General features: G+C 37.0%; 14 protein-coding genes. 9 read left to right on the top strand and 5 right to left on the bottom strand.

Translation table 11 applies throughout. The features are described from left to right. Positions 1-441 precede the first annotated feature (441 nt). Positions 442-1,323: a 23S rRNA pseudouridine(2604) synthase RluF gene (gene rluF / locus RM573_RS06325; RefSeq protein ID WP_311578881.1), complete on the top strand. Its 882-nt coding sequence runs from the start codon at positions 442-444 to the stop codon at positions 1,321-1,323. A 59-nt stretch (positions 1,324-1,382) separates the two neighbouring features. On the opposite strand, the gene RM573_RS06320 is transcribed toward rluF, so the two are convergent. Together RM573_RS06320 and RM573_RS06315 are read right to left on the bottom strand one after the other, a co-directional pair. Next, entirely contained in the window at positions 1,383-2,273 is an 891-nt protein-coding gene (locus RM573_RS06320; RefSeq protein WP_311578878.1) for a spermidine synthase, read from the bottom strand. Further along, positions 2,266-2,844, bottom strand: coding sequence for a fused MFS/spermidine synthase (locus RM573_RS06315; protein ID WP_311578948.1), 579 nt, complete (start codon positions 2,842-2,844; stop codon positions 2,266-2,268). The genes RM573_RS06320 and RM573_RS06315 overlap by 8 nt, the downstream gene beginning before the upstream one ends. A gap of 257 nt (positions 2,845-3,101) precedes the next feature. On the opposite strand from RM573_RS06315, the gene RM573_RS06310 reads away from it, so the two are divergent. After that, positions 3,102-3,647, top strand: a complete 546-nt coding sequence (locus RM573_RS06310) for a TlpA disulfide reductase family protein (protein ID WP_311578874.1) — start codon at positions 3,102-3,104, stop codon at positions 3,645-3,647. A gap of 72 nt (positions 3,648-3,719) precedes the next feature. Here RM573_RS06310 and uvrA read toward each other — a convergent pair whose 3' ends face one another. Beyond that, positions 3,720-6,548 carry an excinuclease ABC subunit UvrA gene (gene uvrA, locus RM573_RS06305; RefSeq protein ID WP_311578871.1) on the bottom strand — a complete coding sequence of 943 codons (2,829 nt, stop codon included), beginning with the start codon at positions 6,546-6,548 and terminating at the stop codon, positions 3,720-3,722. 147 nt (positions 6,549-6,695) lie between these two features. Here uvrA and RM573_RS06300 point away from each other — a divergent pair, with 147 nt between their 5' ends. Beyond that, complete coding sequence (locus tag RM573_RS06300) at positions 6,696-8,072, top strand: MFS transporter (protein ID WP_311578868.1); 1,377 nt, start codon at positions 6,696-6,698, stop codon at positions 8,070-8,072. A gap of 26 nt (positions 8,073-8,098) precedes the next feature. Here RM573_RS06300 and RM573_RS06295 read toward each other — a convergent pair whose 3' ends face one another. Beyond that, complete coding sequence (locus tag RM573_RS06295; protein WP_311578865.1) at positions 8,099-8,587, bottom strand: hypothetical protein; 489 nt, start codon at positions 8,585-8,587, stop codon at positions 8,099-8,101. A gap of 196 nt (positions 8,588-8,783) precedes the next feature. Between RM573_RS06295 and RM573_RS06290 the strand changes: the two genes are divergently transcribed. From RM573_RS06290 to pssA, 3 genes are all read left to right on the top strand, one after another. Further along, the gene (locus RM573_RS06290) at positions 8,784-10,814 is read left to right on the top strand and encodes an oxidoreductase (RefSeq protein WP_311578862.1); all 2,031 of its coding nucleotides are present in this window, start codon (positions 8,784-8,786) and stop codon (positions 10,812-10,814) included. A gap of 105 nt (positions 10,815-10,919) precedes the next feature. Continuing rightward, a complete protein-coding gene (locus tag RM573_RS06285; protein ID WP_311578858.1) occupies positions 10,920-12,890 on the top strand; it encodes a methyl-accepting chemotaxis protein in 1,971 nt (656 codons plus the stop codon). Between the two features lie 34 nt (positions 12,891-12,924). Next, positions 12,925-14,238, top strand: a complete 1,314-nt coding sequence (gene pssA / locus RM573_RS06280; RefSeq protein ID WP_311578855.1) for a CDP-diacylglycerol--serine O-phosphatidyltransferase — start codon at positions 12,925-12,927, stop codon at positions 14,236-14,238. A 27-nt stretch (positions 14,239-14,265) separates the two neighbouring features. Here the strand turns inward: pssA and RM573_RS06275 are convergent, their stop codons facing one another. Beyond that, positions 14,266-14,967, bottom strand: coding sequence for a 2OG-Fe(II) oxygenase (locus RM573_RS06275; protein WP_311578852.1), 702 nt, complete (start codon positions 14,965-14,967; stop codon positions 14,266-14,268). Between the two features lie 86 nt (positions 14,968-15,053). Between RM573_RS06275 and RM573_RS06270 the strand changes: the two genes are divergently transcribed. The 3 genes from RM573_RS06270 to ssb all read left to right on the top strand — a co-directional run bounded on the left by RM573_RS06270 (position 15,054) and on the right by ssb (position 17,507). Further along, positions 15,054-15,464 carry an acyl-CoA thioesterase gene (locus RM573_RS06270; protein ID WP_311578849.1) on the top strand — a complete coding sequence of 137 codons (411 nt, stop codon included), beginning with the start codon at positions 15,054-15,056 and terminating at the stop codon, positions 15,462-15,464. Between the two features lie 83 nt (positions 15,465-15,547). Next, positions 15,548-16,519 carry a Gfo/Idh/MocA family protein gene (locus tag RM573_RS06265; RefSeq protein WP_311578847.1) on the top strand — a complete coding sequence of 324 codons (972 nt, stop codon included), beginning with the start codon at positions 15,548-15,550 and terminating at the stop codon, positions 16,517-16,519. Positions 16,520-16,853: 334 nt separating this feature from the next. After that, positions 16,854-17,507, top strand: coding sequence for a single-stranded DNA-binding protein (ssb, locus tag RM573_RS06260; RefSeq protein ID WP_311578844.1), 654 nt, complete (start codon positions 16,854-16,856; stop codon positions 17,505-17,507). The last annotated feature ends 102 nt before the right edge of the window (positions 17,508-17,609 follow it).

Below are 17,609 nucleotides of genomic sequence, written 5' to 3'. Positions count from 1 at the left end.
CTTTTGATTACCCGCATGCGATGTTTTTTCTATCAAGATATAAAGATATGTCAGTGTGAAATACACGCTCGACATGAAAGAGACCTCTTGTTGCCTACAGCATAGTGATCATATTTCTGGGACGGAAAGCCTGTTTCTGTGCTTGAAACGCTGAACAGCTAGTTCTATAAGTATCCCTGCTTTCGAAACATTCGGCCTTTCATGTAAGTAAATTGTGATGCCACTGATAAAAAGTATCTGAGTGTGCTTGTCATTAGATGAGAGTAGGATATTGCTAGGCTTTTATACCAGCAAATTTTTAGCCAAAAAATCACTCTAACCGTTGGCTTTTCCAAAAGTAATACTTGTTCTAACTAGGTTCAAATTTAGATTTAATCAATACATGAAAAGATATATCGGTTAAAATAAAGGAATGAATAAAATGACTACGTTGGAATATTTGTGACAGATACAAGTAAACGACTCAATAAATTTATCAGTGAATCAGGTTATTGTTCGAGAAGAGGGGCTGACAAATTAATAGAGGAAGGCCGAGTTAAAATAAACGGTTTGATCCCTGAGCTTGGTACTAAAGTATACCCAGGTGATAGCGTATCTGTTGATGGTAAAAAAATTGGGGCTATGCCTGCGAATAAATCTGATCGTGTTTATATTGCTTATCACAAACCTATCGGTATTACTTGTACGACAGAAAAACATGTAAAAGGCAATATCATTGACGCTATTGGTCACAAAGAACGTATCTTTCCTATAGGTCGTTTAGATAAACCTTCTGAAGGTCTTATTTTCTTAACGAGTGACGGAGATATAGTGAATAAAATTTTAAGGGCTGAGAATGCTCATGATAAAGAGTATATTGTTACTGTTGATAAACCTATCAGTGAACGCTTTGTGCAACGTATGTCACGCGGTGTACCAATTCTCGGCACCATTACTAAGCCTTGTATCGTAAAGCCACAAAGTAAATTTGTTTTTAGAATTATTTTAACTCAAGGTTTGAACCGCCAAATAAGACGTATGTGTGAGTATTTAGATTATGAGGTAAAGAAATTAAAACGCTCTCGGATAATGTCTGTCGAGCTGGGAAAATTAAAACCTGGTGAATGGCGAGATTTAACTGCTCAAGAGATGAATGAAATTAATCGTGCGGTGGCGACATCAACTAAAACAGGGAAAAGCGTTGAAAATACCTCCGATAGCCTACTTTCTGTTGAATCGCCAAATAATAAAAGTACAACCAGAAACGGCAAAGTAATTTTCCATAATAAAAAGGTAAATAAACCGAGTGCTAAAACTCGGTTAACCTTAAAAACTAAAAACTAAAAACTAAAAACTAAAAACTAAAATATCCCTGAATAGCTATAATGCAGGGTTAAGTTTCATTACTGATTAAGTAGGTTAGCAGGTGAATATTGATCAGTTAACACCTTTGTATCATCAGACCAATCTTGTTCTTCAGATGTTGAGGTCATATTGCTAGATATTTGGGCGATGTCGACCCCAAAGGGGGATAGCTGCTTCGCTAATTTTTTAACTCTTTCCACAATTACTTCGCCTGATGGCAAGGCACTGTTAGCAGTTAAAATAATTCGGTTACTATTTTTTCTATTTCTGACATTAAAAAAATCACCAAATACTGCTTTATAGGTTGCGGATTCGTGGGCATATAACTCACTAACTGAGAATGTATTAGCAGATAAAACACCATTTTCAGATAGTAATGTTTTTGTTTCCTGAAGAAATTCTTTGGTCATTAAATGCTCAGGGATATAATCACCATTAAAAGCGTCTAAAATAATCCAGTCATACTTTTGTTTTTTTAAAGCGGCTCGTTTTACGAAGATACGGCCGTCTTGTACCTTGCTGGTAATATTGTCATTTTCAAAAAAACTGAAATATTGACGTGCAACTTTGATCACTGCTGGGTCGATTTCAACATTTTCAATCTTAGCGTTCGGATACAACTGGTGCAGCGTATTAGACATAGTGCCACCACCTAAACCAACAATTAAGATGTTTTCAGGCGGATTTTCCAGTAATAATAAACTAGAAAATAACAACTTAGTGTAATTGAAAACTAATTTGTTAGGGTTGTTTTTATATAAGCAACTTTGGTTAGTTTTACTTGTTTTTACATTAAACTTTAAGCAACGTAAGTTGTAATTATCTTCGACAATAATATTACGATAAAGCGAACGTTCTTTATGAATAACGTTTGCAAAGGATATACCCGATACACTAAATAATAAGCAAATTAATAATAGTTTATTCATGTACAGCTCCTGACAAATCGTTAACGGGTTTTCTTGAATATTTGTCAAAAGTTATCGCGATAATACCAAAAATCATCAATGCTAAACTGAACGTTAATATAATGGCATTTACTTCAAAAAATAAGACGAAATAAAAAGAAGTAATGATGGTACCTAATGCACTTCCTAAGGTGGAAACGAAATATAAAACGCCCGCTACTTGGCCACTTCTCTCTTTATCGGTTACCAGTAAACGTACTGAATAAGGAGAGATCATTCCCAAAATAATGGTAGGAATAAAAAACAATGCCATTGATGCCGTAAGAGAGCCATAGCGACTGTCTTCAATATTGAGAAAGATGAATTCCATCATAGGACCTGACCATAAAACAATTGGTAATACAGTGACGCCTGCGAAAAGAAAAATTAAGCCATATCGGGTTAAGGAAGCATTTTTAGTGGAAAGTTTCCCACCAATTAAATAACCGAATGAAAGGCTAAGCATGAATACAGTGATAATACTGCCCCAAATATGAACGCTACTGCCAAAAAATGGCGCTAGAATACGTCCACCTAACAACTCGATGCCCATAATACTAAAGCCACTTGAAAAAGCGAGAAGATAGATTAAAGCGTTTTGGAAGTTAATATTTTTCAAATTTTCACACAAATATAAAAGGTTAGCGAGATAAATATATTAACCTTAAGCAGTGATGAGTGGCTAGCGATTGTTTCAAAGACATTCTTAAAATAAGAAAGAAATATTAACAAGATCAGGTCCGTTATATTCAATAACCAAGATCATATATGTAATAGGACAGTGATATGAAATGCTTTAAGCAGAGAAATTTGTCGAATAGTCTATGGCTTAGCTTAATATTGACGATGACTTTTATTAATAACTCAATAGCAAATGCTGTTTCTATTAGTAAAAACAATCAAAATATTGAAGTATCCGAGCGCTTCGAAAGTGAAGATTGGACATTAATGTCTATTACGGGAAAACCTGTCACCTTATCAGAATATCAAGGTCAGCCAGTACTTTTAGTCTTTTGGGCTACATGGTGTCCATATTGTAAAAAGCTATTACCTGGCATTGCTAAGCTCCATGAAAAGTATCAATCTCAAGGATTAAAGGTGATTGGCGTAAATATTAAAGAAGATTGGCAACCTGCAATTTACTGGCGGAATCACGGTTATCAGTTCGATACGGTACTTGATGGTGATGATATTGCGAATAAATATGGAATAATAGGAACGCCAGGGCTGGTATTTATCTCACCTAAAGGCAAAGTATTAAACGTTGCTCATTTTTCTGATCCTAGTCATCCATCATTAGAAAAATTTGCCCAACATTTTCTCAGTGACCCTTTAAAAACTGTCTCTGAAAATTAAGGTAATAAAAAACGGACAACCCAGTGTCCGTTTTAAATTGAAAAGCAAATTATCTACAGGGTAAAGTGTGAGTTAGTTTTCTAACATTGGCTTTAAGAATCTTGCGGTATGTGAGGTTTTATGTTGCGCGATTTGCTCAGGCGTACCTGTCGCTAATATTTCACCACCACCAGAGCCACCTTCAGGGCCAAGATCAACGATCCAATCTGCCGTTTTAATTACATCTAAATTATGTTCAATTACTACTATAGTATTTCCATGATCACGCAAGCGATGAATGACTTGAAGTAGTTGCTTGATATCATGAAAATGCAAGCCCGTAGTTGGTTCATCAAGAATATAAAGGGTTTTCCCCGTATCGCGTTTCGAAAGTTCTTTAGAAAGCTTAACTCTTTGTGCTTCACCACCAGATAGGGTTGTAGCTGATTGTCCAAGCTTAATATAACTTAAACCCACATCCATCAAGGTTTGCAACTTACGTTTAACGGCTGGAATGGCTGAGAAAAATTCTAAACCGTCTTCAATGGTCATATCGAGCACTTCGTGAATATTTTTGCCTTTATATTTCACCTCTAATGTTTCTCGATTATAACGCTGACTTTTACAAACATCGCAAGGTACATAAACATCAGGTAGAAAGTGCATTTCTACTTTGATTAAACCATCACCTTGACAAGCTTCACATCGTCCGCCTTTTACATTAAAACTAAAGCGGCCTGGCTTATAACCACGAGATCGTGCTTCTTGTGTACCAGCAAAAATATCACGAATATTAGTAAATATCCCTGTGTAAGTAGCGGGGTTTGAACGCGGTGTTCTACCTATTGGGCTTTGATCAATATCGATAACTTTATCGAGTAACTCTAAGCCTTCAATTGATTGATGAGGAGCAGGTTCTTGGGTGGTTGCACCATTTAATTCAATGTGAGCAAGCTTATACAAAGTATCATTGATCAAGGTTGATTTTCCTGAGCCAGAAACACCTGTGATACAAGTCATCAAGCCGTTAGGAATGGTTAGATCAACATTCTTTAAGTTATTCCCTGTGGCACCAAATAATTTAACTACATTATTTTTATCAAATGGAGTTCTTACTTTTGGTATATCTATACCTTCTCTACCTGAAAGGTATTTTCCTGTCAGTGAGTGCTCACATTTTAAAATATCATCAACTTTACCCTGAGCAATGATTTCGCCGCCATGAACTCCGGCACCAGGACCAATGTCGATGACATAATCAGCAGCACGAATGGCGTCTTCGTCATGCTCTACAACAATGACAGTATTGCCAAGATCACGGAGATGGATCAAGGTTTTGAGTAAACGTTCATTGTCACGTTGATGTAAACCAATGGATGGTTCATCGAGTACGTACATTACCCCGACTAAACCCGCGCCAATTTGACTGGCTAAACGAATGCGTTGTGCTTCACCACCTGATAAAGTACCTGCTGCGCGTGACATGTTGAGGTAATTTAACCCTACATTGACTAAAAACCCTAGACGGTCACAAATTTCCTTGAGGATTTTTTCTGCAATTTGAGCTTTTTGACCCGTTAAATTTAAGCCTTCAAAAAAAGCTAATGCATCAGCTATAGCAAGTTCGGCGACTACAGGTAAAGGGGTATCATTTATAAATACATTTCGTGCTTCAAGCCGTAAACGGCTACCATCACAATCTGGACAATGTTGACTATTTAAGTACTTTGACAACTCATCTCGAACAGCGTTTGATTCTGTTTCTTTGAAGCGTCTATCCATATTATTTAAAATACCTTCAAACGGATGCTTGCGAATGACAATATCGCCACGATCGTTCATGTATTTAAATTCAATTTCTTGTTTGCCGCTACCACGTAAGATTAATTCTTGATGTTTTTTATCTAACTGATTAAAAGGTTGATCCACTTTAAAGTCATAATGATCAGCAAGGGCTTGCAGCATTTGAAAATAGTAAAAATTACGTTTATCCCAGCCTCGAATTGCGCCACCTGATAAACTTAATTCAGGGTTGGCAATGACTCGTGCAGGGTCAAAAAACTGCTGATTTCCTAAGCCATCACAGGTTTGACAAGCACCAGCAGGGTTATTAAAAGAAAATAAACGCGGTTCTAATTCTTGCATACTGTAACCACAGTGTGGGCAAGCAAAATTCGCTGAAAATAATAGCTCTTCGCGGTCAGGTTCATCCATAAAAGCAACTTTGGCAGAGCCGGCTGTCAGGCTTAAAGCTGTTTCGAAGGATTCAGAAAGTCGTAATTGGATATCTTCACGGACTTTTAAGCGATCAACGACAACTTCTATGGTGTGCTTTTTATGAAGATCTAAAGTTGGTGGATCAGATAAATCACATACATCGCCATCAATACGAGCACGGATATAGCCCTGTGCGGCTAAGTTATCGAGTAATTTTACATGCTCACCTTTACGATTTAATACCACAGGTGCTAACACCATGACTTTAGTGCCTTCTTCGAGCGCTAAAACTTTATCAACCATTTGCGAGACAGTTTGTGCAGCTAACGGTTGGTGATGAGTAGGACAACGAGGCTCACCTACACGTGCGTATAAAAGTCGTAAATAATCATAAATCTCAGTAATGGTTCCAACCGTTGAACGCGGGTTATGAGACGTCGATTTTTGTTCAATAGAAATTGCTGGAGATAAGCCTTCAATATGATCAACGTCAGGTTTTTCCATTAGCGATAAGAATTGACGAGCATAGGCAGAAAGCGATTCAACATATCTGCGCTGTCCTTCTGCATATAAGGTATCAAATGCCAAAGATGACTTTCCAGAGCCTGAGAGGCCGGTAATAACAATTAATTTGTCTCGAGGAATATCTAAACTAATGTTTTTTAGGTTATGGGTTCTGGCACCCCTAACTTCGATCTGTCTCATAATTTATCCCACTTAAAATCGCAGCCGCATATTATCGCACAATTTCTCGACGATTTTCATCTATTAATCTCTGTTTTTGTTCATTCAATTGTCGTGTTAAACTAGCGCGGATTTATTTTGATAGTTAAAGGTTTATGATCACCCGCCATGAGCAATTCAGCACTAAATAGCATTGAGAAAAAAGCGGCATTTTCACTCGCCATCGTTTTTGGTTTGAGGATGTTAGGTTTGTTTATGATCTTGCCGGTATTTGCTATTTATGGACAAGAGTTAGTGGGGTATAACCCCATTTGGATCGGTTTAGCGATAGGTGCTTACGGATTAACTCAGGCGATGTTGCAAATTCCTATGGGGATTTTATCGGATAAGTATGGTCGTAAACCCATTATTTTAGCAGGTTTACTCATTTTCTTATTAGGCAGTGTCGTGGCGGCAATGTCTGAAACTATATACGGTGTTGTAGCCGGTCGAGCGTTACAAGGGATGGGGGCAATTGCGTCTGCTGTTTTAGCTTTGGCGGCTGACTTAAGCCGGGAAGAGCAGCGGCCCAAAGTGATGGCAACGATTGGTATGTTTATCGGCTTATCGTTCACATTAGCGATGATCATAGGCCCAGTAGTCGCGCAAGCGTTTGGCTTAAGTGGTTTGTTTTGGTTTACTGGTGCATTAACGATTGGCGCTATGATAATGATTCAATTTATGGTGCCGTTTTCAGTCAATAAAGCGCCAAAAGGTGATAATGTTGCCTTGCCTAATCAAATAGGTAAACTGATCCGCGATCGACAATTATTTCGTTTAAACATAGGGGTATTTACTCTACATATGGCATTAACAGCTTGCTTTGTTACTTTGCCAAAACAATTCGTAGCAGCGGGGTTAGCGCTAGAAAATCATTGGCAATTATATTTACCAACGTTATTGGGGTCTTTCTTTTTAATGGTGCCGTTTATGATTTTAGCGATCAAAAAACAAAAAGAAAAACAAATGTTTTCGTCGGCGGTATTACTTTTTTCTTTAGCCTTGATGTTATTTTGGTTGATGGATAATTCATTAAACTCGCTTATTGTTTTAGTGATGTTATTTTTCACCGCTTTTAATTATTTAGAAGCAACTATGCCTTCGTTGTTATCTCGTTTAGCGCCTGCAGGAGTTAAAGGGAGTGTGATGGGAATATATTCCAGTAGTCAATTTATGGGCGCTTTTACAGGTGGTGTTCTCGGTGGTGCCATAGCAAGCCAATTTGGTGAACAAATGATATTTCTCGTGATGTCTTGTTTAGGATTATTGTGGTTTATTGCGGCGACCGGTATGAAACCGCTTAAAAAGTCTAAAAGTTATAGTTTTACAACGTCAATAGCAACTGAAGAACAAGCTGATATTGTTGCTGAAAAACTCATCAATTTACCTGGAGTATTAGAAGCTACGTTAGTGCACAGTGAAGCGGTGGCATATGTAAAGCTTGATGATAAAATGGTGGATTTTCAAGAGATTAAAACATTATTAAATCAAACTCCTATAAGTTAAACTCGATGTAATATCCGTTAAGACATTCAAGATAAATGCGTGATTTCATCAATGTGTATGGTATTACCTAATGTGATTGAAACTTCGTCACTTAATCGTTGATTTATCAGTGATTGTCCCATTGGCGACTCAGGGGTGATCACCGTAAACTTCTTACCCGCTACTTCGCAACGATAACCCGCAGCCGCTGGTGCAATGAATAAATATTGTCCTATGGTTTGCTCTTGTGCAAGTTGGACAATTGAGCCTAGTTTAATAGAAGTGTGTGGTGCTGGCCGTTGTTTCAATATTTCAAATAACTGCTCGAAAGAAATTATTGCTTGTTTCAACGATTCAACTCTTCTAGATTGCCCTTCCGCTAAATAACCGGCTTCAATTGCTAAAGTATCGTATTGCGTTTCGGCAATAGATTGATCGTCAATCGCCGCTTGATGAGCATTATTGGCCGCTGACAATAAAAGTTGCAGTTCGTCGTTTAAATAACGAATGATGTTATTAATAAGTGCTAATTTCATACTAAATAAAGCAAGATTTTTTTTCAGTGTAACATGTTCATAATTAAGTCGTTTATAAGAAAATCTCTCAGCTAATCTGACAGGTGTCAAAATAAAGCTTGAGTTTTAATGATTGAAAGACTAATTTATAACAAACTGACTAGCGTCAACTTAAAACCATTACGCTTGTTTTACGATAATCATTAAGAAGCTGAATATGACAACAACATCATCTTTTCCTCACTTACTTGAACCGTTAGATTTAGGTTTCACTTCATTAGCTAATCGTAGCTTAATGGGCTCAATGCACACAGGTTTAGAAGAAGAAAAAGGTGGTTTTAAAAAGCTAGCTGCTTTTTATGAAGCTCGTGCCAAAGGTGGGGTCGGCTTAATTGTCACTGGAGGGATCAGCCCAAATGCTCGAGGTAGATTATCCCCTTTTGGTTGCCAATTAAGTTATTTTTGGCAGGTTGGGAAACACAAACAAGTGACCGAAGCGGTGCATAAATACCCAACCAAAATATGCTTACAGTTATTGCACGCAGGTCGATATTCGTATCACCCCTTTAGCTTATCATCGAGTAAAGTTAAATCGCCAATCAACCCTTTTACCCCCAGTGAAATGTCTGTAAGACAAATAAAAAGCACTATCAAAGACTTTGCTCATTCAGCAAGTTTAGCGGCAAAAGCTAATTATGATGGCGTCGAAATCATGGGCTCAGAAGGGTATTTAATTAACCAGTTTAGTTGTGTTCGCGTCAATAAACGCACGGACGAATGGGGCGGTTCAATTGAAAACAGGATGCGACTGGCTTGTGAAATCGTCAAAGCAGTACGAGCAAAAGTGGGTAAAGAGTTTATCATTATTTTTAGACTATCTATGCTGGATTTGGTTGAAGGCGGTAATAGTTGGCAAGATGTGGTAACTATGGCTAATGCCATTGAAGCAGCTGGCGCAACGATTATAAATACAGGTATAGGTTGGCATGAAGCCCGCGTACCAACCATAGTAACGTCGGTTCCTAGAGCTGCTTTTACTTGGATCACTGAGCGAATGAAAAAAGAAGTATCAATACCTTTGGTAACAACGAACAGAATAAATACCCCAGAAGTTGCCGAACAAGTATTAGCGGATGGTCATGCTGATATGGTTTCAATGGCGAGACCTTTTCTCGCTGATGAAAACTTTATACAAAAGGCAATAGAAAATAAAAGTGAAGAAATCAATACTTGTATTGGATGTAATCAAGCTTGTTTAGATCATGTTTTTAAACAAAAAAGAGCTTCTTGTTTAGTGAATCCACAAGCGTGTTATGAAACGGAACTTGTTATTGAAAAATCAACCGTTAGTAAAAAGTTAGCCGTGGTAGGTGCAGGTCCAGCTGGTATGGCGTTTAGTGTTTATGCTGCAAAAAAAGGTCATCATGTCACGCTTTTTGATAAGTCAGAAGCATTAGGTGGGCAATTTAATGTCGCTAAACAAATACCTGGTAAAGAAGAGTTTTATGAAACGATTCGATATTTTGATGTACAACTTAAAAAGCATAACGTTACCGTTGAATTTAACGCTGAAAAAAGTGCAGAGTCATTAATTGAAGCAGGCTTTGATGAAGTGATTTTAGCCACGGGGATTTCTCCAAGAAAACTTAATATTCCAGGTTTCGAGCATCCAAAAGTGAAGACTTACTTACAAGTATTAAAAGATAAAGTCGCTGTTGGAGACAATGTGGCTATTATTGGCGCGGGAGGAATCGGTTTTGATGTCGCTTGTTATTTGGCTGAAGGAAAGTCGTTAACCACAGATAAAGATGCTTGGTTAAAAAGTTGGGGCGTTGATAAAAACTATACTGAAAATGGTGCTTTACTGGCGCAACCTGAGCATGAAAAATCGCAAAAAGAAATTTATCTTTTACAGCGTAAAACGACTAAAGTAGGTGCCGGCTTAGGTAAAACATCGGGTTGGGTTCATCGCGCAACATTACAGAAAAATGGTGTAAATATGATGGCAGGTGTTACGTATAAGGCAATTGATGATCAAGGCTTACACATTGAAATTGATGGCAAAGTACAGGTATTGCCGGTTGACGATGTAATTATTTGTGCCGGTCAAGAGCCAGAGCGTTCGTTATATCAAAGTTTATTAGATGCTGACGTTACAACTCATTTGATTGGTGGGGCTAATGTTGCGGCAGAATTAGACGCTAAAAGAGCGATCCGTCAAGCGGCAGAGTTAGCGATGACGATTTAATCTATGGTTTTATTTTCATATATTTAAAAACTTATAATTTTTTTGAAATTTTAGTCTTAATGAAGTGGTCAGCTATCTTTGTGCCACAAAACTATAAGAGTAATTATGACTATTATTTTAAAACCCGCGATCTCTTTATCTAACTCTTTAAGATTTAAAGCTAAATTCATCTTACTATCGTTAATGTTTTATTTACCTTTATTGGCTTGCTTTAGTTGGATAGTCGGTGATCAATTAACTTTATTAGAGCAATATGAGCACGAAATAACAGGATTTGAGCAAATTGAAAAAGTGCTTTCATTAGAAGTCAATCTTGCAAATATACGACAAGATATAAATAGTTCATCAGAAATCACTGATGAACTTAAGCGATTAAAAGACAATATATTAGCAAATGAAGAATTTTTATCACTTAATAATCAAACCAATGAGTTAGTAAGCTTTTGGGAAGAAAATCAAAATAATTTTACGGACGATAACTTCACTTTATATAATGAGTTTTATAGTCAAACATTATCTCTTCGAGAAAACATTGCTGCATTAAGTGGTTTAACCCGAGAAAGTGATGTGGTCGCTTTTTATCTAATAGAAGCAGCAGAACAGCATTTACCCGCATTAATAGAATATAGTAGTCGTTATAACGATTTAGTTTCTCAGATCATACAGCAAGGATTTAGTGCAGAGTCATATACATTAGTTGTTGCTTTAAATAATCGCTTAAGTGAGCTTACAGCAAAATTTGAGAAAACGATTGAACAATTAAGTCGCGCTTCAACCGAAGGTTTAGATAAATATGTACAAAACTCTAGAGAAATTATAGGGGATATTACAACTTACCAATCAGTTATTAACGATCAAGTAATTGAACCTGATACTATTTTACTTTCACTATCAAAGGCTAAAACGTTAGCTTCACAGCAGTTAGATTCCGTAAAGGCTTTGAAGCAACAAACTAATAAGTATTTCATTACTCGAATAAATGAACTAAGACAAAAAAGTTCCACTGCCATGTGGATTTTATCTGTTGTTATTTTCTTAGTTATTATGTTGAGTTGTTATTTATTGTTAGCTATTTATCAGTCATTAAGAAGCAATGTTGAATTAATAAACTTAGCGGCAGAGAAGCTTGGAAATGGTGATTTTACAGAAACGCTAGTAGTTAATTCAAAAGACGAATTGGGAGATATCGCGCGAAGTTTTATTCATATGCAAGAAAAAATTCAGAAGTTATTACATTCATTTGAAGGGGATGTCATCGAGCTAAGAAGTGCTGCAAATGATATTTATCAACTAACCGGTAATATGCAAAGAAGTATTTCAGAGCAGCAACAAGAAACTCACCGAGTTGCCGCTGCTATTAGCCAGGTTAGCGATTCAGCTCGCGTTATCTCTGAAAATACCGATGGAGCTCAACAATTAACAGAGTTAGCTAATGACAATGTCATGAAAGGAAAAACTGTTGTCAGAGATACAGGAGAAACCATTCATGATATTTCAAAAGAAGTTAATACTTCCGCATCGGTTATTAATCATTTAGCAGAACATAGTAGTGAAATTGCAGGTTTTGTTAATGTGATCCGTGAGATAGCAGATCAAACAAACTTATTAGCGTTAAATGCGGCCATTGAAGCTGCTAGAGCAGGAGAGCAAGGACGAGGTTTTGCCGTTGTTGCTGACGAGGTTAGAACTTTAGCAAGTAGAACTCAAGATTCTACTGCTGAAATACAACGAATTATTGAACAATTACAAAAAGGGGCAAGTGATTCTGTTTTAGCTATGAAGTCAGGCGTTGAAAAATCAGAGCTAGGTGTAGAAAAAACGGAGCAAGTTCAAAATACTTTTATCGAAGTTACCAATAATGTTGGTGATATTGTTAATGCGACCATAGAAATATCAGCGGCAGTCTCTAAGCAGAGAGGGGATGTATTAGGAATTAATGAACATACTAAAAATATCGCTAACGGTGCAGATGAAGTGATGCAATCTGCAAATAAAGCTGCTGAAGCTGGGCAAAGCTTATCAAAATTAGCCGATCATTTATCAAATCAGCTTGAACAGTTCACCTTAAAAAAATAAAATCAACGGGTTGAGTTAATGAAGAAAAAATCAAATGAAACTACCGTCAATTGGTATTGAGCAGCAAGATGTCGATGTTTTGCTGTCGCCAACTGCCTATAAAGAAATATTTTTAGATCATATAAAACAAGCAAAAACACGTATTTATATTACGGCACTCTATTTACAAGACGATGAAGCTGGCCGAGAAATACTGACCGCTTTGTATCGTGCTAAAGTACAAACACCTACGTTAGATATTAGCATTTTTGTAGACGCTCACCGTGCGCAACGTGGATTAATTGGCCAAAAAACGCAATTGGGCAATCGTGCTATGTATGCTGAATTTGCGCAAAAGCATCAAGTAAACATTAATTTTTATGGTATCGCCGTTAAGCCTAAAGAATTACTGGGCGTGTTGCACTTAAAAGGCATTGTCATTGACGATATGCTACTTTACAGCGGTGCGAGCATTAATAATGTTTATTTACATCAGCACAATAATTACCGTTTAGATCGTTATTATCTTATTCGTTCAACGGCGTTAGCCAAATGTTTTTGCCAATATTTAGTGATTAATTTTATCGAATCAGGTGTGGCAATACGTTTGACCGATACAATACCGATCACGAAAAAACAAAAGAAAATACAAAGTAAAAAAACGAGGGCAATTGTTAAACGTGCTGATTATCAGTTTGCTGAAGTGAACAAAACAAGCGCTATCCAAATCACGCCCTTTGCGGGTTGTGGCAGCCGTCGTAATCAGCTTAACCATCAGGTTTGTCAGTTAATAAAAGACAGTACTGAGTCTATTGTTTTATTTACTCCTTATTTCAACCTACCTAGAGCCGTAACTAAGCAGTTAACTCTTGCTCTGAAACGCGGAGTCAAAATCACTGTCATTGTTGGCGATAAAACCGCCAGTGACTTTTATATCGCGGATCCAGAAAGGTTTAGTTTAATTGGAATTATTCCTTATATTTATGAACAAATTTTACGAAAGTTCCTTAAGCGCTGGCAAAAATTTGTTAATTCAGGTCAGTTAGTTTTTAAGCTTTGGCAAGATGAAGGCAACAGCTATCATTTAAAGGGACTGGTTGTTGATGAAACGAAACACCTACTTACCGGTAGTAATTTAAACCCAAGAGCATGGGGTTTAGATCTCGAAAATGGCTTATTATTACAAGACCCTACTCAACAATTATTGGCGGGTTTTCAGCAAGAACTCGCGAGTATTTGTCAACATACGCGTGATATTACAAGTTATAAGCAAATTGATTCACAACGTGATTACCCTCTAAAACCGCGCAAATTATTAGCGCGTTTATCGATGTCTAAAGTCGATCGTTTACTAAAACGATTTTTATAATTGAGCGAGTAATTATTTTCAACAACTTTACTTTGTCGGCGTATAAATTCGCTCTGCAGGATTATATAAAACCCAAGAAGTCAGGACATATTTATCTGATGATAAAGGGGTATTCCCTCGATGAGTGTGAGTAAATCCGCAAGGGGCAATAATCATACTTCCAGCTTTGGGTTTAATGCTTTTCTTTTGATAGTAAAAGTCAGTTTCGCCCCCTTCTTCGACATCATTTAAATAAAGTAAGATCAGCAAAGTGCGGTGTAATGCATCATTATGACCTTGTTGCGGAAATATTTCTGAATGCCAATACTTATAATTCCCCGCATTTTGTTGATATTTTTGCGCATTAATTGGTGCTAACCGAAATAAATATTTAATTAAATTTAAAATATTTGGCTTACCCACTTCCTCAAAATTTTCTTCAGTAAGTTGTACTGGTTGCTTCGTTTTTGGATGTTCCATAACTAATGAAATAGAGCCGATAAGACTAAAAAAATACTTGCTCATATATTCCATAACTTTACCAGTACATGCCTGAGTTATATGCGAGAGCTGTTCTTGAAATTCATGATGTTGATTGAGATAAATATCTTGGCTTAACTTCTTACTCGTATCTACACCACCACCTGTGCGTCCTTGATTTTTATAAGGACTTTGTTCAAACGAGCGGATAAATTCTTGGCAAAACGTTGTTGATAAAGTCTCTGGGTATATTTCAATAAAATCTGTCATAAGTATTTTTATTATTATTTGTCTGCACAACAGAATACACTACAACAGAATTAATTTGTAGAACCAAATGAAGCGAGCATGTTTTAATGTCAAATAACTATTTTTTAGAAAAATTTAACCCTAGGTTTAGCGATACTGATGCCTTAGGTCATATTAATAATACGATGGTGCCTGTGTGGTTCGAAGGTGCTAGGGATGAAGTATTTAGATGGTTCACACCTACATTAAATTTATCTGAATGGCGACTTATATTAGCGAAAATTGAGGTGAGTTTTCATGGTCAAATGTATTATGGTAAAGCCATAGAAGTGCGTACTTATATTGGTAGGATAGGCTCTTCTTCATTTGATGTTTATCAAGAGCTTTGGCAAGACGGCGAAGTGAAATCTTCAGGCACGGCAGTAATGGTTCACTTTGATTATCAGCAACAAAAAGCACAAAAAATTCCTGAAGAAATCGCGGGTAAAATGGCAGAATATTTAAAACCTAACTCGTAAAGTCTTTTGGTTGATAGTTAAGGATTATAGCAAAAAATCGCTTGCTTACGTTAATAATACTAATACATACAAAGGAGCAAAGAGTGAGTAATAAGTTACGCTGGGGAATTGTTAGTACCGGTCGAATCGCGCAAGAATTTTGTCAAGATATGCGCTTTGTTGATAATGGTGAGCTTGTTGCTGTGGCAGCAAGAAAACTAGATGACGCGAAAACATTCGCTAATAAACATGGAATTGAAAAAGCGTACCAAGGTTATCAATCGTTATTTGATGATGCGGATATCGATGTAATTTATGTTGCTACTCCTCATAATTTTCATTTTCAAAATGCTAAAGACGCCTTACTTGCGGGGAAGTCAGTGTTATGTGAAAAACCTATCACGATTAGTAGTGAAGAATGCCAGCAGTTGTCTGATTTAGCACAGTCAAAAGGTTTGTTTTTAATGGAGGCTATGTGGACATATTTTTTACCTGCCATTAAAAAAGCGAAACAATGGTTTGACGAAGGACTAATTGGCACACTTAAACATATTAAGGCAGACTTTGGCTATTTCATGCCTTTTGATCGCGAGTCTCGATTATATAATGCAGAACTTGCTGGTGGATGCTTGCTCGATATGGGCATTTATCCAATTGCCTTATCAAAGTATTTTAACGACTATCCGCTCGAAAATTTAATGGTGAAGTCGCATATTGCTGCAACAGGAGTTGAAGATGATATCGTTATATTAGCCGATTCTGGCGATGTCAAACTAACCCTAGCAAGCTCCTTTACTTGTCAATTACCAAACACCGCTTACATTATTGGTGATGTGGGCTATATAGCTATACCTAACTTTTGGCACGCTAAGCAATGTGCTTTATTTGTCCATGATGAACAAATCGATTATTTTGATGATAAAAGACGTAGTTTAGGGTTTAATTATGAAGCGCAAGCTGTTGGAGATGCAATTCAACAGCAGCTACTTGAACACCCTTTAATGCCACATAAAACTAGTTACGAATTACAAAAACAAATGGAAACTGTGTTTGCTACCTTTAAATCAATTAATTGACCCGTTATTTTGTTGGACTTCGATAAAAGTATGTGTGATGCATGCTGGTGTTTTATTCTGAGTTATTGAAAACTTGGGCAATATTTCATTCAAGGTAACTTTCTAAACCGATAGGCTCATTTATTGATAAATTAGCCATCAACTTTGCGACAAAAATAACAGAATTAAACGTGCAAAACTTTGGATTAACGAGTATATTACCGACATAAAATACTCTACTCAAATATCTCTTTTGTATAGTACTACTTTGTAAAAAGTAGGGTTAGTTTTTAGTAGAGTTTTACTTTCGTTTAATAGATATAACCTTTGAAAAACAAAGGCTGGAGAGGAATTAATGGCAAGCCGCGGCGTAAATAAAGTAATTATTGTTGGAAACTTAGGGCAAGATCCTGAAGTGCGTTTTATGCCAAATGGCAGTGCTGTTGCAAACTTTACTGTAGCAACTTCTGAAACTTGGAAAGATAAGCAAACCGGTGAGCAAAAAGAGAAAACTGAATGGCATCGTATTGTTATTTATCAACGTTTAGCTGAAATTGCTGGCGAGTATTTGAAAAAAGGCTCTAAAGTTTATTTAGAAGGGCGTTTACAAACGCGTAAGTGGCAAAATCAGCAAGGTGCTGATCAATATACTACCGAAATTGTTGCCAATGAAATGCAAATGCTTGACTCTCGCGGCCAAGGCGGCGGACAACAAGCCGGTGGTTTCACTGGTCAAAATGCACCTCAAACTGGTGGCTTTGCCGCACAGGGTCAACAACAAGGTGGGTTTGCAAATCAAGCGCAACAAAAACCAGCTCAACAACCTGTTTATAAAGCACCACAACAGCAAGGCTATCAACAACAAGCACCACAGCAACAAAGTGGTGGCTATGCACAACAAGGGCAGCAACAAGGTGGTTTTAATCAAGGACAGCAAAATCAGCAACAAGCCCCTAAGGTAAACCCTCAAGAGCCAACGATTGATTTTGATGACGATATTCCGTTCTGATTCAAGACAAAATATTAAATGTTGAAGAGTATTCTAGAAAGCCGCTATTAAGCGGCTTTTTGATTTTCTACTGTACAATAATATTTAAAACAGTTACTTACC

The organism is Thalassotalea castellviae (assembly GCF_031846185.1).
Classification (GTDB): Bacteria; Pseudomonadota; Gammaproteobacteria; order Enterobacterales; family Alteromonadaceae; genus Thalassotalea_H; species Thalassotalea_H castellviae.
This window is presented reverse-complemented; position numbering and strand designations above follow the sequence as displayed.